Source organism: Halorubrum yunnanense (assembly GCF_026586675.1).
Classification (GTDB): domain Archaea; phylum Halobacteriota; class Halobacteria; order Halobacteriales; family Haloferacaceae; genus Halorubrum; species Halorubrum yunnanense.
Window position 1 is genome coordinate 23486 of record NZ_JAODIX010000001.1, and the last position, 21922, is coordinate 45407.

The following is a 21922-nucleotide window of genomic DNA, read 5'->3' on the forward strand; positions in this document are numbered from 1 at the left end:
ATAAACTCACGCTTCGGCGGGAGACGGCCGCTTACCGAACGGGTCGGCCCGTCGGCCTCGACACAGGCCGAGGCATCACTTGCCGTAACTGACGGTTATAGATACTTGAAGATATATACACTACACACATGAAACGTGGGTTCAACACCCGGAGTCTCCACGCCGGCGCCGAGGTCGATCCGGCGACCGGGTCGCGGGCGACCCCGATCCACCAGACGACCTCGTTCGCCTTCGACGACGCGGACACGGCGGCGGAGATGTACGCGCTCCGGGCGGAGGGCCATATCTACTCTCGGCTCTCCAACCCGACCGTGAGCGTCCTCGAGGACCGCATCGCCGACCTGTCGGGTGGGTCGGACGCGGTCGCGACCGGCTCGGGGATGGCCGCATTCGACGCGATCATGACCGTGCTCGCGAGCGCGGGCGACAACGTCGTCGCCAGCTCCGAAATGTACGGCGGCACGGCCGCGTACCTCACCAGCATCGCGAACCGCCGCGGGGTCGAGCCCCGGCTCGTCGACACGCTCGACTACGAGGCGTACGCGGACGTGATCGACGAGGACACCGCGTTCGTCCACGTGGAGACGGTCGCGAACCCCTCGCTCGTCACGCCGGACTTCGAGCGGCTCGCCGAGATCGCCCACGACAACGCGGTCCCGCTCGTCGTCGACAACACGTTCGCGACCCCCTACCTCTCCCGGCCGTTCGAACACGGCGCCGACATCACATGGGAGTCGACGACGAAGTGGATCACGGGCAACGGGACGACCGTCGGCGGCGTCGTCGTCGACGGCGGGCAGTTCCCGTGGGACCACCCGGACGCTGACTACGACGAGCTTGACGGCCAGTCGCCCGCCTACCCGATCGACTTCGTGGAGCAGTTCGGCGACGCCGCCTTCGCGAACGTCGCCCGCCAGCGCGGGGTACGCCCGACCGGCGGCCAGCAGTCCCCCTTCGACGCGTGGCAGACGATCCAGGGGCTCAACACGCTCCCGCTCCGGATGGAACGTCACTGCGAGAACGCCCGGGCCGTCGCCGAGTTCCTCCGCGACGACGACCGGGTCGACTGGGTGGCGTACCCGGGCTTCGAAGACCACCAGAGCCACGACAACGCCGACGAGTACCTCGACGGCTTCGGGGGAATGGTCACCTTCGGCGTCGACGGCGGCTACGAGGCCGCGAAGACGTTCTGCGAGTCGGTCGACCTGACGAGCTTCCTCGCGAACATCGGGGACGCGAAGACGCTCGTCATCCACCCCGCCTCGACGACCCACGCGCAGATGGACGAGACCCAGCAGCGCCTCGCCGGCGTCCACCCGGAGATGCTCCGGCTCTCCGTCGGGATCGAGGACGCCGCCGACGTGATCGACGACCTCGACCGCGGCCTGGCGGCGGGCGAGCGCGCCGCCGGGGGTGAGCGATGAGCGCCACGCCCTCCGAGGAGGGCTCCGTCTCCCTCGGCGAGTTCACGTTCGAGTGCGGCCAGTCGGTCCCCGACCTCGAGATGGCCTACGAGACGCACGGGGAGTTCGACGGCGACAACGTCGTGCTGATCTGTCACGCGCTCACCGGGAGCCAGAACGTCGCGCGCTCGCCGTCGCCGGACCGGGACGCCGGCCAAGCCGGCCAGGCCCGCGCCTGGTGGGACGACATCGTCGGGCCGGGGAAGGCGATCGACACGACGGAGTACTTCGTCGTCTGCGCGAACGTCCCCGGCTCCTGTTACGGCACCACGGGGCCGACGAGCGAGCGACCCGCCGACCTCGACCTCCCCGACGAGCCCGACCACGACCGGTGGGGGACCGCGTTCCCGCCGGTGCAGGTCGAGGACTGGGCGCGCGCGCAGCGGCGCCTGCTCGACGAACTCGGCGTGGGGCGGCTCCGCGCCGTCGTCGGCGGGAGCGTCGGCGGGATGAACGTCCTGGAGTGGGCGAAGCGGTACCCGGACGACGTCGACCGGATCGTCGCCATCGCGACCGCCGGGCGGCTCGACGCGCAGTGCCTCGCGCTCGACGCGGTCGCCCGCCGCGCGATCCGCGCGGACCGGAACTGGAGCGGCGGCGACTACTACGACGCGGACCGCCCCTCGCCAGACGAGGGGCTCGCTTTGGCCCGCCAGACCGGGCACATCATGTACCTCTCGAAGGCGTCGATGGAGCGGAAGTTCGGCCGCCGCTCCGCCGGCCGCGACTCGCTGACTCGCGAGGAGGGCGACCTCGGGCTGCCGCCGGAGCCGACGGCGGCGTTCTTCCCGTACCGCGAGGTGGAGTCGTACCTCGACTATCAGGCCGAGGGGTTCAGCGAGCGCTTCGACGCCAACAGCTACCTCTACCTCACGCGCGCGATGGACGAGTACGACCTCTCGGCCGGGCACGGTACCGACGCCGACGCGCTGGCCGCCTTCGAGGGCGAGGCGCTCCTGCTGAGCTTCACCGCCGACTGGCACTTCACCGTCGAGCAGTCCGCGTCGCTGGCGACCGCCTTCCGCGACCGCGACGTCCCCGTCGCGCACCACGTGATCGACTCCGACCACGGCCACGACGCGTTCCTCGTCGAGCCCGAGCACGTCGGGCCGCCGCTCCGCGATTTCCTCGCGGAGGGCGTCGACGGCCGAGCGGTCTCAGACGACGGCGGCGAGGACGAGGAGTCCGCGCGCCCCGAGTCCGACCACGCGCCGGTGCACGCGAGCCTCTTCAGAGGATAGCGGGCTCTTTTAAATGGTACCGTGCGGTCGGCGCGCGCCTCCGAGCGCCCTGACAAGGGCGCGAGGAGCGCGTGCGAGGGAGGCGGTGGGCCGGCGCGGCTCCGCCCGCGCCGGGCCGTCCGCCGAGGTTGGGGAGGCGTGAGGTGCGGTGCCGTGTGGGGGGCTCAAAGGGGCAGCTGCGAGGGCCGCGGAGGCGACGTAAGCACCGCAGGAAGCGAACGAAGTGAGCGACTGAGGAGCGCAGCGAGCGTGCGCGGCCCTCGCAGCTGGGGCTTTGAAGCTGTTCAGTATCAGTCCATCAGCAACCATTTATAAGCGAGCGGCTGGGGCCTTGAAGCTGTTCACTCTCACCCCATCGGCAACCGTTTATAAGCGAGCGGCTGGGGATTTGGAGGTGTTCACGACCGATCCTCTGTCAACGATGATAAACGAGCGGGTGAGGATTTGGGGGTGTCTACCGCGCTTCTCACGACCATTTATAAGCGATCGAGCGAGCCCTCGGACCGGCCCACCGTTGATCCGTCCTCGACGACGCACGACCGTTCGACGCGGTCCCTTCGCCGTTTTATTCTCACGATCAATCATGGCAATGTTCATGATTCTCGACTTCGTGGTGTGTGAGGTATGCCCGGTGGACACTCACAGACGCTCCGACCGTTCCTGTGGTGCGCCGAACGACTGTATCCCGACACGGAAATCGTTTCCCGCACGCACGAGGGGCGGACGCGGCACACGTACGCCGAGTACGCCGATCGAACCGCTCAGTTGGCGAACGCCTTAGACGAGCACGGGATCGAGCGCGGCGACAGGGTAGCGACGTTCTGCTGGAACCACACGCGTCACTTCGAGACGTACTTCGGCGTCCCGAGCACCGGCGCCCAGCTCCACACGATCAACCCCCTCCTGCCGGACGAGCACATTCAGTACATCGTCGACGACGCCGACGACGAGATCGTCTTCGTCGACCCGTCGCTCGCGGGGAAGCTCGCCGGCGCGGCCGAGGGCGCCGAGGAGTTCGCCGACGTCGACTTCGTCGTGATGGGGTCGACCGAAATCGACGAGCTCGACGCCACCCCCTACGAGGAGTTCATCGCCGACCAGTCGACCGAGTACGACTGGCCCGAGCTCGACGGCGACCAGCCCGCCGGCCTCTGTTACACCTCCGGGACGACGGGGAAGCCGAAGGGCGTCGAATACACGCAGTCGATGCTGTGGAGCCACACGATGGCCTCTCAGACGCCGCAGGGGATCCCGATGGAGGACGCCGACGTGGTCATGCCGGTCGTCCCCATGTTCCACGTCAACGCGTGGGGGATGCCGTTCACCGCGACCGCGGCGGGCGCGAAACACGTCTACCCCGGGCCGTCGCCGGACCCGGCCGACCTCGCCGCCCTCATCGAGGAGGAGGGCGTGACGATCTCCGCGGGCGTGCCGACGGTGTGGCTCGGGCTCCGGGAGCACATCGCGGAGGGGAATGACGTCGATCTCTCGACGCTCGACACCGTGATCGTCGGCGGCGCGGCCGCCCCGCAGTCGCTGATCGAGTGGTACGACGACCGGGGCGTCGAGGTGCTCCACGCGTGGGGGATGACGGAGCTGTCGCCGATCGGCACCGTCTCGCACCTCACGAGCGACCTGCGCGACGCCGACTACGAGACGCAGGTCGACAAGCGGGCGAAGCAGGGGCTCGTCGTCCCCGGGCTGGAGTTCGAGGTGATAGACGAGAACGGCGAGGAGATCCCGTGGGACGGCGAGGCGTTCGGCGAGCTCCGGATCCGCGGGCCGTGGGTCACCAAGGAGTACTTCGCCCGGCCAGACGCCAGCGAGGATGAGTTCGTCGACGGCTGGCTGAAGACCGGCGACGTGGTCACCGTCGACGGGGACGGCTACATCCAGCTCGTCGACCGGACGAAAGACGTGATCAAGTCGGGCGGCGAGTGGATCTCCAGCGTCGAGCTGGAGAACGCGATCATGGCGTACGACGGCGTGAGCGAGGCGACCGTGGTCGGCGTGCCTCACGAGCGCTGGCAGGAGCGGCCGGTCGCCTTCGTCGTCCCGGGCGACGGCGTCGACCGCGAGGCGCTCGTCGACGAGATCCAGGCCGGCCTCCACGACGACTACCCGAAGTGGTGGGTGCCGGACGCGGTGGAGTTCATCGACGAGGTCCCGAAGACCGCGACCGGGAAGTTCTCGAAGAAGGACCTCCGCGAGCGGTACGCCGACCAGTCGCTCGTCGAGGGGTCGGTGCCGGAGGAAGACGCGCCCGAGCAGGAGTAGCGCCGGACTGAGTGCGGTCGCGCTGTCGTTTTTCAGTCGTCGCGGTCGCCGACGACCCACTTGTGCGAGTAGCTCTCGCCGCACGCGCAGTGGGCGTACGCGTGGACCACGTCGCCCTCGGCGTAGAGCCCGCCGACCTCCTCGTTTTGCGCCTCCGCGAACGCGAAGACGAAGCTGACGTCGTGGTCGTCGTCGGGGCTCTCCTCGTCACCGTCGTCGTCCGCGAACGGACACTCTCCGCCGTCGAGCGCCCGCCCGATCGTCCCCTCGGCGCCCATCGCCGTCTTCGCGAACTCCATCGCGCCCATGCCCGTACCGGCCTCGAACGCCGACCGGCCGGTCTCGCTGTCAAGGATCAGCCGCACGCCGTCGTCCGTCTCGGCGCCGACGTTCCGGAGCCGGGAGTCGTCGTCGAGGTACGCGTCGCTGAGGTAGAAGACGACGTCGTCGAGTCGCTCGCCGGCGAGGAACTCGTCGAGTTTGCTCATGCCGACCGGACGCGCGTGAGCGGTAAAAGGCGTGCGAGTCGCGGTCGGCCGACCCGCCTCGCGCCGGCCTCGATCCCCGGTCGACCCCGGCCGCGGCCCCTGTCGGGCGCCGAATCGATGCTAAATCATGTAGAATCGGGGCAACTGTTAAGACGTATTACGGAGATCCGTCGCCTAATGAGCGCGCAAACACCATCCGGAGACCGGCTCGCCGAGTGGGCGGAGTTGGTCGACGAGGACGTGCCCGAGGAGCTCCGCGAGGAGCGCTCCCCCGACCGATAACTTCCACCCCGCTTCGCGAAGGCTTTAGGCCGAAGGCGGCGAAGCGTCGCCGATGGCGACCGAGGCCGCCGGCATCGACAGACCCCTGCTCGTCGACGATTTCCTCCAGCGACGCCGCTACCAGCTCCGGCTGGCGGACGCCGCCGCCGACGAACACACCCTCGTCTGTCTCCCGACCGGCCTCGGCAAGACGACGGTCAGCCTGCTCGTCACCGCCGAGCGCCTGAACGAGGTCGGTGGGAAGGCCCTCTTCTTGGCCCCCACCAAACCCCTCGTCCAGCAGCACGCCGACTTCTACCGCGAGGCGCTGGAGATTCCGGACGACGAGATCGTCGTGTTCACCGGCGACGTGAAGCCCGACGACCGCGCCGCGCTCTGGGACGACGCCCGGATCGTGATCGCGACCCCGCAGGTCGTCGAAAACGACCTGGTCGGCAACCGGATCTCGCTGCGCGACGTGACCCACTGCACCTTCGACGAGTGTCACCGCGCGACCGGCGACTACGCGTACGTCTACATCGCGGAGCGCTACCACGCCGACGCGGCCGACCCGCTCGTCACGGGGATGTCCGCCTCCCCCGGCGGCGACACCGAGGAGATCGAGACGGTCTGCGAGAACCTCGGGCTCGCGAACGTCGAGGTGATGACCGAGGCGGACGCCGACGTCGACGAGTACACCCACGACACCGACGTGCAGTGGGAGCAGGTCACGCTCCCCGACGAGGTCCTAGATATCCGCGACGCGCTCAACGAGGTGATCACCGACCGGCTGGAGAAGCTCAAGTCGCTCGGCGTGACGAACACGACGAACCCGGACCTCTCGCAGAAGGACCTCAACAAGATGCGCGGGAAGCTGAAGCAGATGATGGACAACGACCAGTCGGACGGGTACAAGGGGATGTCCACCCACGCGGAGGTGATGAAGCTCCGCCGCGCGACCGAGCTGGTCGAGACCCAGTCGGTCGAGTCCGTCCGACGCTACTTCGAACGCCAGCGCGAGGCGGCCAGGTCGTCGGGCGCCTCCAAGGCGAGCCAGCGGATGGTCGCGGACCCCAAAGTGAGGGAAGCGATGCGGAAGGCCGAGTCGTTCGACGGGCTCCACCCGAAGTTCTCGAAGGCACGGATCCTCTTGGCCGAAACCCTCGGGATCAACGGGGGCGAGCGCGCGATCTTATTCACCGAGTCCCGCGACACCGCCGAGGCGCTCGTGGAGTTCCTCTCCGCGAGCTTCGACGTCCGGAAGTTCGTCGGCCAGGGCGACAAGGAGGGCTCCGACGGGATGAGCCAGACACAGCAGCAGGAGACGCTCGACGAGTTCAAAGCCGGCGAGTTCGAGGTGCTCGTCTCCACCTCGGTCGCCGAGGAGGGCCTCGACGTCCCCGAGGTCGACCTCGTCTGCTTCTACGAGCCCGTCCCCACCGCGATCCGCTCGATCCAGCGCAAGGGCCGGACCGGCCGGCAGGCCGAGGGGAAGGTCGTCGTCCTGATGGCCGAGGACACCCGCGACGAGGCGTTCTTCTGGATCTCGCGGCGACGCGAGAAAAAGATGGCCAGCCAGCTCGCCGAGCTGAAGGAGGCCACCGACGACATCGAGGAGACCGTCGGCGACGACGGGCAGGCCGGGCTCGACGCGTTCGGCGGCGGGTCCGCGGACGACAGCGATGCGGGAGGTGACGCCGGCGGCGCGAAGCGCGACAGCGCGACCGAAAGCGTCGACAGCGACGACCCTGACGACGACGCCGGACTCACCGACTTCGCGGCGGAGGCGCGCGCGAGCGGAGACGAGGCAAACGACGAGGAGACGGAGGCCGCCGCCGAGGAGAACGCGGACGACGGCGACGCCGCCGATTCCGAGCCGGATGAGGGCGCGGACGACGACGTCGTCGTCGCCACCGCCGGCGTCGACGGGAGCGTGGAAGTCGTCGTCGACCAGCGCGAGCTCGACTCCGCCATCGCAAAGGACCTCTCGACGCGCGACGGGCTCGTCACCCGGCTGGAGACACTCGCTGTCGGCGACTACGTGCTCTCCGACCGGGTCGCGGTCGAGCGCAAGTCGGCGGCGGACTTCGTCGACTCGATGCTCGACGCCGACCGGTCGATGTTCGAGCAGGTCGGCGAGCTCTCGCGGGCGTACGCCCGCCCTGTGATGGTCGTCGAGGGGACGAACCTCTACGGCCAGCGCGACATCGACCCCAACGCGATTCGCGGCGCGCTCGCGTCGCTGGCGGTCGACTTCGACGTGAGCGTCCTCCGCACCGAGGGCGAGTCCGACACCACGGAACTGCTCGCGACTATCGCCAAGCGGGAGCAGGAGACGCGCGACCGCGAGGTGAGCGTCCACGGCGAGAAGACGACGAAGACCCGCGCGGAACAGCAGGAGTACGTCGTCTCCGCCATCGCTGACATCGGGCCGGTCACGGCGCGGACCCTGCTGGAACACTTCGGCACCGTCGAGGCCGTGATGACCGCGCCAGAGGACGACCTCTTGGAGGTCGACGGCGTCGGCCCGGTGACCGCCGAGCGCATCCGCGAGGTCGTCGGCAGCGAGTACGAGTAGGCGGACGGAACGTCAGGAACCGCCCGCGACGAAACGCGTACTCGACGCGTCCGATCGGCGAAACGGTATTGTATACGGGATAGTATACGAGCACGCATGAGTAAGAGTATCCGCGTCGAGGAGGACACGCACGCTGCGCTTGCGTCGCTGAAGGGAGACGACGAGACCTTCGACGACTTACTCACGCGGCTGCTCCGCGAGCGCCGCGAGGACATCCGGGCCGGGGCCGGTCTCTGGGCGGGGAGCGACGCGCCCGAGCGTGCACGGGAGAAACGCCGAGAGATGAAACGCGGGGTCGACTCGCAGTGACGGTGTACGACAGCAGCGTTCTCATCGATTATCTCGCCGGCCGAGATGCGGCCGTCGAGTACGTACACGAACGTGCCGACGAGCCGGCGAACGCACCGCCGCTCGTGCTGTTCGAGGTGTACCAAGGCGAGGTGTTTCGGTCGGGATCAACGGATTTCGACGCGGTCGACGACGCGCTCGACTGGGTACAGATAGCCGACACGTCGCCGACGGTCGCCCGCGAGGCGGCGGTGCTCCAAGACGCGCTCCGCGACCGAGGTGATCCGCTCGCGGCCCGTGAGGCATTCATCGCGGGGACCGCTGTCGCCCTAAACGAGCGACTCACCGTGTCCGACGCCGATTTCGACGTCGACGGGCTGCGTGACGTTCTCGACCTCGACCTCGTCTGAAGGACGTTCCTACAGCTCGTACGCCTCGCCGTCGACCGCGAGCGGCTCCTCGAACGCCTCGTCGGGGGGGTAGTAGTGCGCGAGGTGGACGAGCCGCGTTCGGTCGGCGTCCAACTCGTCGGCGAGCGCGAGCGCACCCTCCCGAGTCATGTGTTTCGAGCCGAACGTGCGCGGGACGCCGTCGGGTCCCTCGTGCCGTCCGCCCATCGGGTGGTAGTCGCAGAGGGAAGCGGGGACGATGGCGTCGGCCAGCAGGAGGTCGGGATCGGCGAGCGCCTCGCGGGAGCGCTCGGGGGCGTCGTAGCTCGTGTCGCCGGTGAGCGAGAGCTTCGCGCCTGTCTCCGGGTCCTCGATAACGACCCCGTAACACAGCAGCGGCGGGTGGTCGACGGGGACGAACCGGACCTCCAACCCGCACGTCTCGAAGGGCTCGAACGGCTCGCGGGCGTGGACCCCGATCCGGTCCTCGAGGTAGTCGTACTTGTCGCGAATCGTCTCGGCGACGCTCTCGTCGGTGGCGGGGTCGGTCTCCGACGGCGCGTGGACGGGCAGCCCGTCGACCAGCCGGTAGACGTTGCCGAGGCCGTCGAGGTGGTCGAAGTGGATGTGCGTCACGATGCCGGCGTCGGGGAGGGAGACGTCGTTGTCGAGGAACTGGCTCCGGAAGTCCGGACTGAAGTCGACGAGCAACGACTCGCCGGTGCGCTCGTTGGCGACGTGGACCGAGAACCGCGAGCGCGACACCCCCCGTTCGCGCGCCGCGGCGCAGGTGTCGCAGTCGCAGCCGACCGTCGGGGTGCCCGTCGTGTCGCCGGTGCCGAGGAGCGTGACCCGCATCTCGGATCGGTCTCGGAGACCCATCGACTTAGCGTCCCTGATCGGTCGGCCCGGTCGGCGGGCGCCGAGTGCCTGCGGGTCCGCCGGTCGACCCCCGGAGATATATGCCCCACACGACCGAGCTTGCGGTATGCACGACGCCAGCGAACTCGTCCTCGCCCGGCTCCCCTCGGGCGTCCCGGTCCGCACGACCGTCCACGTCTACGGCGAGGGGGCCCTCATCGACGGCGACGACGGCCCCGAGCTCGACGTCCCGGCCGACGGCGGCCCCGTGGTCTACGCCCAGGCGGCACAGCACGGTCGGGAGGTGAACGGGACCGCGGTCCTCCGGCGGCTCCACGAGCGGCTGACGGGCGGGGGCGCGACCAGCGCGGCCGCGAGCGACCTCGACGGCACTCTCGTGACGGTCCCCGTCGCCGACCCGCTCACGTTCGACCGGGTCTCGTACACGACGCCGGAGCCGCTCGACGCGACGCACTCGAATATGAACCGCTGCTGGCCCGGCGACGACGAGGGGACGCTCCACGAGCGGGCGGCGGCCCGGCTCTGGGTGTTCGCGAGCGCAGCGGGGGCGATTGTCGACCTCCACACCGGCTCGCCGGCGATGCTCACGCACGCCGTCTACATGCGCGGGGACGAGGACTGCCGGTCGCTCGCGGAGGCGTTCGGGACCGACCTCCTGCTCGCGGAGGCCGCGGGCGACGAGGCGGACGCGGAGTGGAGCGAGCGCGGCTTCGCGGGCAAGCTCCGCGTCGCCGCCACCCGAGAGGGGATCCCGACGATTACGCCGGAGCTCGCGCACAGCCGTGAGGTTGTTCCGGAAGCGGTCGAGATCGGTTTAAAAGGAACGCTCGGCGCTCTCCGTCACGAGGGGCTGCTCCCGGGCGAGCCCGACCCGTGGGACGGAACGGTCGCCCGGAACCACCTCGGACGCGTGAACGCCGCCGAGTCGGGACTGTTCACGCCGGAGCCCGACCTCGCCGTCGGCGACGAGACGGTCGAGGGGGAGCGGCTCGGCGTCGTTCACGACCCGACAACGTTCGAGCCGCTCCAGACCGCGACGGCCGACCGCGACGGGATCGTCTACTCGGTCGCCCGCGAGTCGACCGTCACCGCGGGCTCGACGCTGGTCGGCGTCGCGGAGCGGCTGGAGGAGTGAGCGTCGCGGAGCGCCCGAGCTTATAAACTGGAACCGCTCACGGCTGCCGCACCCGGATCTGGCCGTTCGCGTCGACGGTGACGAACAGGCGGCTGCGCACCTCGCGGCCGTGGACCGCGTCGCCGGCGCGGTCGCCGATCGTCTTCATCAGGTCCGGCGCGGTCTGGTTCACCTTCACGCCGGCCTCGTCGCAGGCGTCGTACACGTGTTTCGGGGCGTCGTACAGGTCCGTGCCCCCCTCGATCTCGACGCGGACTGGCGCCGAGAGCGCCTCGGCGAACGCAACCGTCTCGCGGGCCCGCTCGACGTTGTCGCGGGCGCTGGCCTCGACGCTGGAGACGTTCGCGCGCGACGTTCCGAGCCGGTCGGCGATGTCGGACTGGCGGAGCCCCCGCTCGCGAAGGGCGAGCACCTCGGCCTGTCGGTCGGTGAGGACGCTCTCGTCGGCGTCGAACCCGGCCCGTTCCAGCAGCGCGGCGGCCTCGACGTCGTCGGCCCCCTCGGCGTCACCGGCGTCGGCCGGACCGTCGTCTACGACCATACTGGTAGTGAGGAGACGCTCGCTCAAAAAACGGCGGTTTCGACGTCCCGCGCCGAGCGGGGACCGCGGTCGACCGCGCCGGGACGGGCGCGACGGCGACCGATCGGCGGCGTCCGGACTGTCCGTGGGCGGGGCCACCCCGGGACGCGCTCACTTGCCCCAGAAGTTCTCGCGGCTGCCGAGCCGTTCGCGGTCCGGGCGGTCGCGGCGCCGGTCGCCCTCCTCGTCTTCGTCCTCCTCGGCGTCGTCGCCCTCAACGTCCGCGTCGTCGCCGTCCTCTCCCTCCTCGTCTTCCTCCGGGAGGCGTTCGACGACGTCTTGGGCGGTCGCGTGGCTCGACTTCACGCGGTGGATCCGGACCTCCGCGCGCGCCGGCGGGAGGAGGCCGTCGACGAGGACGATGAAGCCGTCGTCGGTGCGGCCGACGCCCGCGCCGCTCTCGTGGATGTCGTCGACCTCGACGGCGACGTGTTCGCCGGGCTGGACCGGCTGCTGTTTCAGCTCGTAGATGGGCATGTCGTAGTGGTTACACCACTCCGCGCCACCCTTGTTGCCGTAGTGTTGACACCCCATCCCCTCGATTCGCTCGTCGAAACTGGGGCAATCGTCGGCGAGTGGACAGTCCGCCATATCGTAGGGGAGACCGGCCGCCGTTGTAAACGTTTTCGACTGGCCGGCCGAAAAAATCCGCCGTGTCGGCGTCTCATCCGGGTGAACCGGGGCTGCTCCGGCTCCCGCCCGCCGCTCACTCCCGGCTCACAGGAACTCGCGGACCTCCGAGTACCACATGTCGTGGTGGTCGACCGCGCCCACCGCGTCCGCCACGTCGACCGCGATCGCGTGCCAGCAGCGCTCGCTCGGGTCCTCGGCGTCGAGGTTGTACGTCGCGTCCGCGCAGGTGCACTCCCCGTCCTCGACGACGTACTCGTCGTCGTGGCCGACGACGACGGTGAAATCGCGGTAGCGCTTCACGCGCCCCTCGCCGACCGCCTCGATCGCGCGCTGCCCGCGGTCGCCGTGCTCGCCGACGATCCCGGCAGCGATCGGGCCGGTGAGCTCCCCGGCCTCCGCGATCGCCGCCCGCCAGTCGTCGACCGGCTCCATGGCGTCCCATTCTGGGGCGGTCGGTTAAACAGCGTCGGTGAACGAGGGTCGTCCCCGACGTGTGGCTTCAAGCCGATCGCCCGCCTCCCTCCGGCATGGCAGAGACGTGTCCGCACTTGGCGTACCGCGAGGAGGGAGACGGGGAGTCGTTCGAGACCGCCCGCGCCTTCTGTACCGTGACCGAGTCGTTCGTCCAGCCCATGCGCGCCGATGTCTGTAACGCCCGGTACGAGCTCGACCCGGCGGCGGACTGCGAGTTCTACGTCGCCGCCGAATCGCCGGACGACGAGAGCGAGAGCCCCGACGGCGACCGATGACCTACGGCGACTACCTCGACGGGAAGCCGACGGTCATCACCGCGGCGCTCACCGGTGGCGTCCACGGGAAGGAGGCGCACCCGGACCTCCCGGAGGCCCCCGAGGAGATCGCGTCGGCCGCGGCCGCCTGCGAGGCGGCGGGCGCCAGCGTGCTCCACCTCCACGCGCGCCGCGAGAACGGGGAGCGCGCCTTCTCGGCCGAACGCTTCCAAGAAATCGACGACGCGGTCCGCGACGCCACCGACGACGCCGTCCTCCAGCACTCGACCGGCGGGACCGCCGCCCCGGACGCCCTCAGACACGAGCCGCTCCGGACCGACCCCGCCCCGGAGATGGCGTCGCTCGACATGGGGCCGCTCAACCGCTACGACCGGCTCACCTCGGAGAACACCCGCGAGCTGGTCGCCTCGCTGCACGCGGCGATGAAAGAGCGAGACATCAAACCCGAGCTGGAGGTGTTCAACGACGGCCACCTCAACGAGTCGCTGGCGATCCTCGACGACCTCGACGAGCCGCAGTACCTCAACTTCCTGTTCGGTGGCGGGACCACGTCGCCCCCGCACCCCCGAAACCTGATCAACCGGGTCGAGGCGCTGCCGGAGGGCGTCGAGTTCAACGTGATCGGGTTCGGCCCGCACCAGCTCCCGATGACGACCCAGTCGCTGCTGCTCGGGGGCCACGTCCGGGTCGGCCTAGAGGACAACCGGTACTACGAGCGCGGGGAGCTGGCGACGAACGAGCAGCTTGTGGCCCGGACGGCGCGGATCGCGGAGGAGCTTGGGCGACCGGTGGCGACGCCCGAGGAGACGCGGGAGTTGCTGGGGTTGCGTGGGCGTTAGAGAGGGCGTGTTGCAGAGCCTGGTAGCAATGGACTATTTAAAATATACGCGTGGTATCGATGGCTATTTATAAATGAACGAGGCGGTGGCGCGTGCCGATGAGCGGCCGGCAGGCCGCGAGTCGCACGCGCGAGGGAGGAGCGAGCGAAGCGAGCGACGAGGCTGGGGAGGCGTGAGGTTGTGCGGTTGCGGTGCGGTCGGGGCGGGACTCAAAGGGGCAGCCGCGAGGGCGAAGACGCGCGACGCAAGGACCGCAAGGAGGGAGCGGCAGCGACCGACTGAGGACCGCAGCGAGCGCATCGAGTCCTCGCGGCTGGGGCTTTGGAGGCGTTCACCGTCGATCCACTGTCGGCCAATTATAAGCGAGCGGCTGGGGCTTTGGAGGCGTTCACCGCAGATTTGATACTAGCAGATATGAATACATCCAAAAATAACATTTTATAAATTTATTACAATTATCATGTCATACCAAACGTTATTCAATGCTGGCAAAATGTAACCGTACGATGGCGCTGTCATTATCCGGAAATCAGCATGTCATAGAACGAGTAGTGACGCAGATCATCATATTAGCCGCCGTCATCTCGCTGGTGGCGATTACAGCTTCTGGTGGCGCAGTGGCCCATGCGGATGGCAACGGACTGACCGTACATAATCAGACGGTCCCTCTAGACCAGCACGGCGAGATACATACAGTTACAATCGACAAGGCAAGCGCAGACACGGATTTTTACGTTGACCTTCACACCGAGAATGGGACAATTAATACTACGCAAACCTTTGAGGCCGGGACAACGCGGGAGGACTTCGAAGTAACACTTTCCCCGACTATCAAGTCGGACACTGAGGTAACTGTCGCGACCCATGCAGCAAACGGAACCGAACTCGCAAGTGAGACTATTGCGGTCGACACAATTGAGGCTCCCACAGTATCGTTCTCAGATCAAGTTCACCAACTTGATGTTCATGACGAAATCCATGATATAACTGTCGACACGGCTGCGGCCAATGAGGACTATTATGTCGACGTACACACGGCAGACAGGACTATCAATACCACGCAGACGTTCAACGGTGGCACGGCACAGACTGATCTTGAATTGACACTGAATCCGACGCTTACTGAAACCACAAACGTGACCGCCGCAGTCCACGCAGCCAACGGTACCGAACTCGCCGCTGAGACCGCGACGGTAGCCACCGCCGATGTGCAGTTCTCCGAGCAAAGTCACGAACTTGACGAACACGGTGAAATACATCAGATCGATGTCGAACAAGTGGCCGGTGACGTCCCTTACTACGTTGACGTACATACAGCCAACGGGACTATCAACACAACACGAACATTTGAGGCCGGCACGACTGTCGAAAATCTTGAACTGACCCTCTCCCCGACGATAACCTCGGACACCAACGTGACGGTCGCACTCCATACCGAAGACGGCGCCGAGATCGCCGCCAGCACTGCGACGGTTACCGTAATGTCGGATAATACGGCTACCGACGAGACGACGGATGAGAGTGGTTCCGACGAGACGACGGATGAGAGTGGTTCCGACGAGACGACAGATGAGAGTGGTTCCGACGAGACGACGGATGAGAGTGGTTCCGACGAAACGGCGACGAGTGAAAGTACCCCTGGCTTCGGAGTTATTATCGCTATCGTCGCATTACTCGGTGCCGCCCTCCTCGGGCGTCAAAGATAGTACCGTCAAATTATTTTACTGACACTAAAGCCACGCTCTGTACTCCATAACTAAAGGAGTCGAGACATCGGAGCTGCTCACCGCAGAGCCGTCGATTATTTATAAATAACCGCATCCGGAGAGCGCTCGATCTTACTCTAGGACGACCAGCGCGTCGCCCATGTCGACGCTGTCGCCCTCGCCGACGTGGACGCTCGCGACGGTGCCGCCGCGCTCGGCGGCCACGTCGTTCTCCATCTTCATCGCCTCGAGGACACAGACCACGTCGCCGGCGGCGACCTCGTCGCCCTCGCCGACGTCGACCGAGAGAATCGTCCCCTGCATCTCCGCCTCGATGGCCTCGCCGCCCTCGGCGACGTCGACGCCGTCGTCGTCGCCGTCGTCGCCTTTCGCCTGCGGCGGTCGCTCCTGACGCCCGCTCGCGCCGCCAGCGTCGCTCGGCGTCGGGATCGCGGGCGCGCCGCGCTCCTCGAGCTCGACGTCGAAACGCTTCCCGTTCACTTCGACGGTGAACTCGCGCTCGGTCACCGCCTCGTCGTCGTCGCCGCCGGACGTTGATTCGGTCCCCCACTTCGCCTGGGCCTCGGCGACCAGCTCCCGGTCGAGCTCCTCGTCGAGGTACTTCGTGGTGTGGGTGCCCGCGACGAACCGCTCGTCGTCGAGCATGAGGCGGTGGAACGGGACGATGGTGACGACGCCCTCCAGGTCGTACTCCGCGAGCGCCCGTTTCGACCGGGCGAGGCACTCCTCGCGGTCGCCGGCCCACACGATCAGCTTCGCGATCATCGAGTCGTAGTCGGTGACCAGCTCGTCGCCCTGCCGGAGCGCGTCGTCGACGCGCACCCCGATCCCGCCCGGCGGGTCGTACGTCTCCAACGACCCTTCGTTGGCGGGCTGGAACGCCTCCGCGGCGTTCTCGGCGTTGATCCGGAACTCGATCGCGTGGCCCTCCAGCGCCACGTCGTCCTGCGAGACGGAGAGCCCCTCCCCGCTGGCGACCCGGAGCTGCTCTTTGACGATGTCGATGCCCGTCAGCTCCTCGGTGACGGTGTGTTCGACCTGGATGCGCGTGTTGACCTCGAGGAAGTAGAAGGGCGTGTCCGGCCCGAGCGGCTCGACGGGGTCGCGGTCGGGGTCCTCCTCGACGAGGAACTCGACGGTGCCGGCGTTGGTGTAGTCGGCGGCGGCGACGCCGCGGCGGGCGGCCTCGCCGATCTTCTCGCGCAGTTCGTCCGAGAGCGCGGGGGACGGCCCCTCCTCGATCACCTTCTGGTGGCGGCGCTGGAGCGAGCAGTCGCGCTCGCCGAGGTGGACGACGTCCGACTCGTCGGCGGGCGTGTCCCCCTCCTCGCCGGCGTCCGCGACGATCTGGACCTCGACGTGGCGCGGGGTCTCGAGGTAGCGCTCGAGGTAGACGGAGTCGTTCGAGAAGTACGCCTCCCCCTCGCGCTTCGCCGATTCGAGCGCTTCTTGGGCCTCCTCGGCGCTCTCGACGACCTTCATCCCGCGGCCGCCGCCGCCGCCCTCGGCTTTGATCGCGACCGGGTAGCCGTGCTCGTCGCCGAACCCGGTGACCGCCTCGACCTCGGTGACGGGCTCGGTCGTCCCGGGGACGATGGGGACGTCCGCCTCCTCCATCACCCGGCGGGCGTGAGTCTTCTCGCCGAGCCGCTCCATCGCGTCGCTGGCGGGGCCCACCCACGTGATCCCGTCTGCGGCCTCGACGCGGGCCGCGAAGTCGGCGTTCTCGGCGAGGAAGCCGTATCCCGGGTGGATCGCGTCGGCGTCGGCGTTCCGCGCGGCGTCGACGACCGCCTCGCCGTCGAGGTACGAGTCAGCGGCGCGGGCCGGGCCGACGTTGTACGCCTCGTCCGCGTACCGCACGTGACCGCCGTGTTTGTCAGCGTCGCTGTAGACGGCGACGGTGTCGACACCCAGCTCCGCACAGGCGCGCATCACCCGAACCGCGATCTCTCCGCGGTTCGCGACGAGAACCTTGTCGAACATTCTTACGCCACCATTCCAGCATAACCCACCTCATTCTATCGGTCCGCGACGACGATCGGTGACGACGATCGTCGTACCCCGCCGGCGGTCGCCGAAGCCTTCCCGAGACGATTAAGAGCCTGCCGGCCGCCACGTCCGAACATGCTCTCGCCCGGAAACCCCTACGTGTTGCCGTCGACGCTGGTCGCGGCGGGCGCGTACCTCGCCGCGACGCTCCTCACTGACGCCTCGATCCTCGTCCGGATCGGGATCCTCGTCCTGCTCGTCGGCGTCGTCCCTCCCGTCCTCAACCGGCTCCTCGGCGGCGGCTCGATGGGCGGGCGGCGCGAGGAGCCGATCGAGACGACGGAGGACGGCGACGGCGACGAGTCGCGCGAGGCGTGACCCGTCGGCTATAGCTATTGGCCACAGATATATACTCGAACGGGCGCATTCTCCGACGCGCCCTCCGAGAGGTTGCGTGGCGGCCTGCTCACGGAGGGTATCGGCGCCTACCGAGGTCGGCCGCCGGGGGAATGCACGCGACCCGACTCAGAGCCGGTCGGCGCGACCGGCCGCGGTCCACGGATCGGTCGGCGCGTCGACCGGCACGCGGACCGACCGATTCTGCAGCCGATCGACTCGACCGGCGAACGACCAGCGCTCGCCCTCCCAGTCCGGCTCGTCGTCCGCCGCGGCCGCGACTGCCGCGGCGGCGCGTTCGCCGTCTCGGAGGTGCGCCGCGACCGCGGCGGCGATGGCGGCGGCCTCCGCGTCGTCCGCGTCGTCCGGGACCGTCAGGCCGTCGAGGACGGCGGCGACCGTCGGGCCGCTCGGATCGCTCTGCGAGGCGTCCGCGTTCGGGTCGGCGGAGCCGGCCTCCGGGTCGGGCGAACCGGTCGCCATCAGATCGGGATGTTGCCGTGTTTCTTCTCCGGCCGGTCCGAGCGCTTCCCCTTCAGCATCTGGAGGTCGTCGATCAGCCGCGCGCGCGTCTCTGCGGGCTCGATGACGTCGTCGATGAACCCGCGGTCGGCGGCGCTGTACGGGTTCGCGAACTCCTCGCGGTACTCGTCGATGAGCTCCTGTCTGCGCGCGTCGGGGTCGTCGGCCTCGGCCAGCTCCTCGCGGTAGAGGACGTTGACGGCGCCCTTCGGGCCCATCACCGCGATCTCCGCGGTCGGCCACGCGTAGTTGACGTCCCCGCCGATGTGCTTCGACGACATCACGCAGTAGGCGCCGCCGTACGCCTTCCGGGTGATCACGGTGAGGAGGGGGACGCTCGCCTCCGAGAAGGCGTACAGCAGCTTCGCGCCGTGCCGGATGATCCCGTTGTGCTCCTGGTCGGTGCCGGGCATGAAGCCGGGGACGTCCTCGAAGGTGAGGATGGGGATGTTGAAGGCGTCGCAGAAGCGCACGAACCGCGCCCCCTTCTGGCTCGACTCGATGTCGAGGGTGCCGGCGTTCACGCGGGGGTTGTTGGCGACGATCCCGATCGAGTGACCGTCGAGCCGGGCGAAGCCGACGACGACGTTCTTCGCGAAGTTCTCTTGGACCTCGAAGAAGGAACCCTCGTCGACGACGCCGCTGATGACCTCCTTCATGTCGTACGGCTTGCGGGGCGCGTTCGGGACGATGTCGCCCAGCTCCTCGTCGGCGCGCTCGGGGTCATCCCACGGCTCGACGCGGGGCGGGTCCTCGACGTTGTTGGCGGGGAGGTACGAGAGCAGGCGCGCGATGTCGTCTAAGGCGTCCTCCTCGCTCTCCTCGGCGAAGTGCGCGACGCCCGAGGTCGACGTGTGGGTGACCGCGCCGCCGAGCTCCTCGAAGCTCACCTCCTCGCCCGTCACCGTCTCGATGACGTCCGGGCCGGTGATGAACATGTGCGAGGTGTCTTTCACCATGAACGTGAAGTCCGTGATGGCCGGCGAGTACACCGCCCCGCCCGCACACGGGCCCATGATCGCCGAGATCTGCGGGATGACCCCCGACGCCTCCGTGTTGCGCCGGAAGATCTCCGCGAAGCCGCCGAGCGAGGCCACGCCCTCCTGAATGCGGGCGCCGGCGGAGTCGTTGAGCCCGACGACGGGCGCGCCGACGTCCATCGCCTTGTCCATCACCTTACACACCTTCTCGGCGAACACCTCGCCGAGCGAGCCGCCGAAGACGGTGAAGTCGTGCGCGAAGACGAACGTCTTCCGCCCGTTCACCTCACCGTAGCCGGTGACGACGCCGTCGCCCGGGATCTGCTGTTCCTCCATCCCGAACTTGTGGTTGCGGTGGGTGCGGAACCGGTCGAACTCGTGGAACGTCCCGTCGTCGAGGAAGTAGTCGATCCGCTCGCGCGCGGTCATCTTCCCCTTCTCGTGTTGGGAGTCGATCCGGTCTTCGCCGCCACCGAGCGCCGCCCGCTCGCGGCGCTCCCGGAGGTCCTCGATACGGTCGTCCATCGTCACGCCGGACCACCCTGAGTCATTACCTCGTGGGTCGGCGAGCGGCATCAAAAGGGTTCCCCTATCCGACGTTTTCGGCTTCGACGCGCGTCGAAGTCGAGGACCGCTCGGCCGTCGTCCGCTCACCCCCGGGAGTCGCCGTCGACCGCCCGCACGGGCCCTGTCGCCGGTTCGCACGGGGACGGGCGGTTCGACGCTTTTAAACCTCCGATGGACCACTCTCCGGTGAGACAGGCTTCGCCTGTTTCACTGACCCGTAGGAGCGACCTGCGTACTACGGAGGTGAAAATGGCAGACACAATACAAGAGGCCGTAACTCTCGCACTCGACGATGCGCCCGAGCGGAACTTCCGCGAGACCGTGGACATCGCGATCAACCTGCGAGACCTCGACCTCAACGATCCGTCGAACCGCATCGACGAGTCCGTCGTGCTGCCGGCTGGAACGGGGCAGGAGACACAGATCGTCGTCTTCGCGGAGGGCGAAACCGCCGTCCGCGCTCAGGAAGTCGCTGACGAAGTGCTTGACAGCGACGACCTCGAGGACCTCGGAGACGACGACGACCGCGCAAAGGACCTGGCCGACGAGACCGACTTCTTCGTCGCGGAGGCCAGCCTGATGCAGGACATCGGTCGGTACCTCGGTACCGTCCTCGGTCCGCGCGGGAAGATGCCTACCCCACTACAGCCGGACGACGACGTCGTCGAGACCGTCAACCGGATGAAGAACACGGTGCAGCTCCGGTCGCGCGACCGGCGCACGTTCCACACCCGCGTCGGCGCCGAAGACATGGGCCCCGACGCCATCTCGGACAACATCGACGTCATCATCCGGCGGCTCGAAGCAAGCCTCGAGAAGGGGCCGCTCAACATCGACGGGATCTTCGTGAAGACCACGATGGGTCCCGCCAGGGAGGTGCCCGTATGAGCTCGGCCCGCAAGACCGAGACGATCCCGCAGTGGAAGCGCGAGGAGGTCGACGAGCTCGTCGAGTTCATCGACTCGTTCAACTCCGTTGGGATCGTCGGCGTCGCCGGCATCCCGAGCCGGCAGCTCCAAGCCATGCGCCGCGAGCTGCACGGCTCGGCCGACGTCCGCGTGAGCCGGAACACGCTCACCACCCGCGCCCTCGAGGAGGTCGGCGACGGCGTCGAGGAGCTGACCGCGTACGTCTCGGGACAAGTCGCGCTCATCGGCACGAACGACAACCCGTTCGGCCTCTTCAAGCAGCTGGAAGCCTCGAAGACCCCCGCCCCGATCAACGCGGGCGAGGTGGCCCCCAACGACGTCGTCATCCCCGAGGGTGACACGGGCGTCGACCCGGGACCGTTCGTCGGCGAGCTCCAGACGGTCGGCGCGGCCGCGCGCATCCAGGACGGCTCGATCAAGGTCACCGAGGACTCCACGGTCCTCGAGGAGGGCGAGGTCGTCGACGACGACCTCGCGAACGTCTTGGTTGAGCTCGGCATCGAGCCGAAGGAGGTCGGGCTCGACCTCAAGGGCGTCTACTCCGAGGGCGTCCTGTTCGAGCCGGACGAGCTCGCGATCGACGTCGACGAGTACGAAGCGGACATTCGCTCGGCGGCCGCCGCCGCGCGCAACCTCTCGATCAACGCCGAGTACCCGACGGCCGCCACGGTCGGCAGCCTTCTCGCGAAGGCGTCCGGCGAGGCCAAGTCCGTCGGGCTGTTCGCGGAGATCGAGAGCCCGGATGTCGTGCCCGACCTCATCGGGAAGGCCGACGCCCAGCTCCGCGCGCTCGCGGCCCAGATCGACGACGAGGAGGCGCTCCCCGAGGAGCTGCAGGGGGTCGAGGCGGCCCCCGACCCGGCCCCGGAGGCGGGCGACGCCGACGAGGAGGAACAGGCGGAGGAAGAAGACGACTCGGACGACGCTGAGGCGACCGACGACGACGCCGACGACGATGACGACGGCGGCGACGGCGGCGACGGTCTCGGCGCGATGTTCGGATAAC

Annotated in this window: 21 protein-coding genes; 13 read left to right on the forward strand and 8 right to left on the reverse strand. The window is 68.3% G+C overall.

The window, feature by feature from the left end; translation table 11 throughout:
* The first annotated feature begins 128 nt into the window (after positions 1-128).
* The 3 genes from N5096_RS00130 to N5096_RS00140 all read left to right on the forward strand — a co-directional run bounded on the left by N5096_RS00130 (position 129) and on the right by N5096_RS00140 (position 4981).
* Positions 129-1424 (forward strand): O-acetylhomoserine aminocarboxypropyltransferase/cysteine synthase family protein, encoded by a 1296-nt coding sequence (locus N5096_RS00130; protein WP_267662321.1) that lies wholly within the window; start codon positions 129-131, stop codon positions 1422-1424.
* Positions 1421-2704, forward strand: a complete 1284-nt coding sequence (gene metX / locus N5096_RS00135; protein ID WP_267662322.1) for a homoserine O-acetyltransferase MetX — start codon at positions 1421-1423, stop codon at positions 2702-2704. Before N5096_RS00130 ends, metX begins: the two co-directional genes overlap by 4 nt.
* 624 nt (positions 2705-3328) lie before the next feature.
* Positions 3329-4981, forward strand: a complete 1653-nt coding sequence (locus N5096_RS00140; RefSeq protein ID WP_267662323.1) for a long-chain fatty acid--CoA ligase — start codon at positions 3329-3331, stop codon at positions 4979-4981.
* Between the two features lie 32 nt (positions 4982-5013).
* Here N5096_RS00140 and N5096_RS00145 read toward each other — a convergent pair whose 3' ends face one another.
* Positions 5014-5469 carry a DUF5807 family protein gene (locus N5096_RS00145; protein ID WP_267662324.1) on the reverse strand — a complete coding sequence of 152 codons (456 nt, stop codon included), beginning with the start codon at positions 5467-5469 and terminating at the stop codon, positions 5014-5016.
* 334 nt (positions 5470-5803) lie between these two features.
* Between N5096_RS00145 and N5096_RS00150 the strand changes: the two genes are divergently transcribed.
* The 3 genes from N5096_RS00150 to N5096_RS00160 all read left to right on the forward strand — a co-directional run bounded on the left by N5096_RS00150 (position 5804) and on the right by N5096_RS00160 (position 9006).
* Entirely contained in the window at positions 5804-8308 is a 2505-nt protein-coding gene (locus N5096_RS00150) for a DEAD/DEAH box helicase (protein ID WP_267662325.1), read from the forward strand.
* Positions 8309-8404: 96 nt separating this feature from the next.
* The gene (locus N5096_RS00155) at positions 8405-8617 is read left to right on the forward strand and encodes an antitoxin VapB family protein (RefSeq protein ID WP_267662326.1); all 213 of its coding nucleotides are present in this window, start codon (positions 8405-8407) and stop codon (positions 8615-8617) included.
* Positions 8614-9006, forward strand: a complete 393-nt coding sequence (locus N5096_RS00160) for a PIN domain-containing protein (protein WP_267662327.1) — start codon at positions 8614-8616, stop codon at positions 9004-9006. The genes N5096_RS00155 and N5096_RS00160 overlap by 4 nt, the downstream gene beginning before the upstream one ends.
* A gap of 9 nt (positions 9007-9015) precedes the next feature.
* Here N5096_RS00160 and N5096_RS00165 read toward each other — a convergent pair whose 3' ends face one another.
* Positions 9016-9843, reverse strand: coding sequence for an MBL fold metallo-hydrolase (locus N5096_RS00165; protein WP_267662478.1), 828 nt, complete (start codon positions 9841-9843; stop codon positions 9016-9018).
* A 130-nt stretch (positions 9844-9973) separates the two neighbouring features.
* Here N5096_RS00165 and N5096_RS00170 point away from each other — a divergent pair, with 130 nt between their 5' ends.
* Positions 9974-11002, forward strand: coding sequence for a succinylglutamate desuccinylase/aspartoacylase family protein (locus N5096_RS00170; protein WP_267662328.1), 1029 nt, complete (start codon positions 9974-9976; stop codon positions 11000-11002).
* A gap of 37 nt (positions 11003-11039) precedes the next feature.
* Here the strand turns inward: N5096_RS00170 and N5096_RS00175 are convergent, their stop codons facing one another.
* From N5096_RS00175 to N5096_RS00185, 3 genes are all read right to left on the reverse strand, one after another.
* On the reverse strand, positions 11040-11543 hold the full coding sequence (locus tag N5096_RS00175; RefSeq protein WP_267662329.1) for a Tfx family DNA-binding protein: 504 nt from the start codon (positions 11541-11543) through the stop codon (positions 11040-11042).
* A 150-nt stretch (positions 11544-11693) separates the two neighbouring features.
* Positions 11694-12173: a TRAM domain-containing protein gene (locus tag N5096_RS00180; RefSeq protein WP_267662330.1), complete on the reverse strand. Its 480-nt coding sequence runs from the start codon at positions 12171-12173 to the stop codon at positions 11694-11696.
* 126 nt (positions 12174-12299) lie between these two features.
* Entirely contained in the window at positions 12300-12647 is a 348-nt protein-coding gene (locus N5096_RS00185; RefSeq protein WP_094528034.1) for a hypothetical protein, read from the reverse strand.
* A gap of 95 nt (positions 12648-12742) precedes the next feature.
* Here N5096_RS00185 and N5096_RS00190 point away from each other — a divergent pair, with 95 nt between their 5' ends.
* From N5096_RS00190 to N5096_RS00200, 3 genes are all read left to right on the forward strand, one after another.
* The gene (locus N5096_RS00190) at positions 12743-12964 is read left to right on the forward strand and encodes a hypothetical protein (protein ID WP_267662331.1); all 222 of its coding nucleotides are present in this window, start codon (positions 12743-12745) and stop codon (positions 12962-12964) included.
* Positions 12961-13803: a beta-keto acid cleavage family enzyme gene (locus N5096_RS00195; RefSeq protein WP_267662332.1), complete on the forward strand. Its 843-nt coding sequence runs from the start codon at positions 12961-12963 to the stop codon at positions 13801-13803. The genes N5096_RS00190 and N5096_RS00195 overlap by 4 nt, the downstream gene beginning before the upstream one ends.
* A 506-nt stretch (positions 13804-14309) precedes the next feature.
* A complete protein-coding gene (locus tag N5096_RS00200) occupies positions 14310-15509 on the forward strand; it encodes a PGF-CTERM sorting domain-containing protein (RefSeq protein ID WP_267662333.1) in 1200 nt (399 codons plus the stop codon).
* Positions 15510-15641: 132 nt separating this feature from the next.
* On the opposite strand, the gene N5096_RS00205 is transcribed toward N5096_RS00200, so the two are convergent.
* Positions 15642-17516 (reverse strand): ATP-binding protein, encoded by a 1875-nt coding sequence (locus N5096_RS00205; protein WP_267662334.1) that lies wholly within the window; start codon positions 17514-17516, stop codon positions 15642-15644.
* 141 nt (positions 17517-17657) lie between these two features.
* Here N5096_RS00205 and N5096_RS00210 point away from each other — a divergent pair, with 141 nt between their 5' ends.
* Positions 17658-17900: a DUF7987 family protein gene (locus tag N5096_RS00210; RefSeq protein ID WP_267662335.1), complete on the forward strand. Its 243-nt coding sequence runs from the start codon at positions 17658-17660 to the stop codon at positions 17898-17900.
* Between the two features lie 147 nt (positions 17901-18047).
* Here N5096_RS00210 and N5096_RS00215 read toward each other — a convergent pair whose 3' ends face one another.
* Both N5096_RS00215 and N5096_RS00220 read right to left on the reverse strand, forming a co-directional pair.
* Positions 18048-18401 carry a DUF8022 family protein gene (locus N5096_RS00215; RefSeq protein ID WP_267662336.1) on the reverse strand — a complete coding sequence of 118 codons (354 nt, stop codon included), beginning with the start codon at positions 18399-18401 and terminating at the stop codon, positions 18048-18050.
* Positions 18401-19945: an acyl-CoA carboxylase subunit beta gene (locus N5096_RS00220; protein ID WP_267662337.1), complete on the reverse strand. Its 1545-nt coding sequence runs from the start codon at positions 19943-19945 to the stop codon at positions 18401-18403. The genes N5096_RS00215 and N5096_RS00220 overlap by 1 nt, the downstream gene beginning before the upstream one ends.
* A 291-nt stretch (positions 19946-20236) precedes the next feature.
* Between N5096_RS00220 and N5096_RS00225 the strand changes: the two genes are divergently transcribed.
* Entirely contained in the window at positions 20237-20875 is a 639-nt protein-coding gene (locus tag N5096_RS00225; RefSeq protein WP_267662338.1) for a 50S ribosomal protein L1, read from the forward strand.
* Complete coding sequence (locus N5096_RS00230) at positions 20872-21921, forward strand: 50S ribosomal protein L10 (protein WP_267662339.1); 1050 nt, start codon at positions 20872-20874, stop codon at positions 21919-21921. Before N5096_RS00225 ends, N5096_RS00230 begins: the two co-directional genes overlap by 4 nt.
* Position 21922 lies beyond the last annotated feature (1 nt).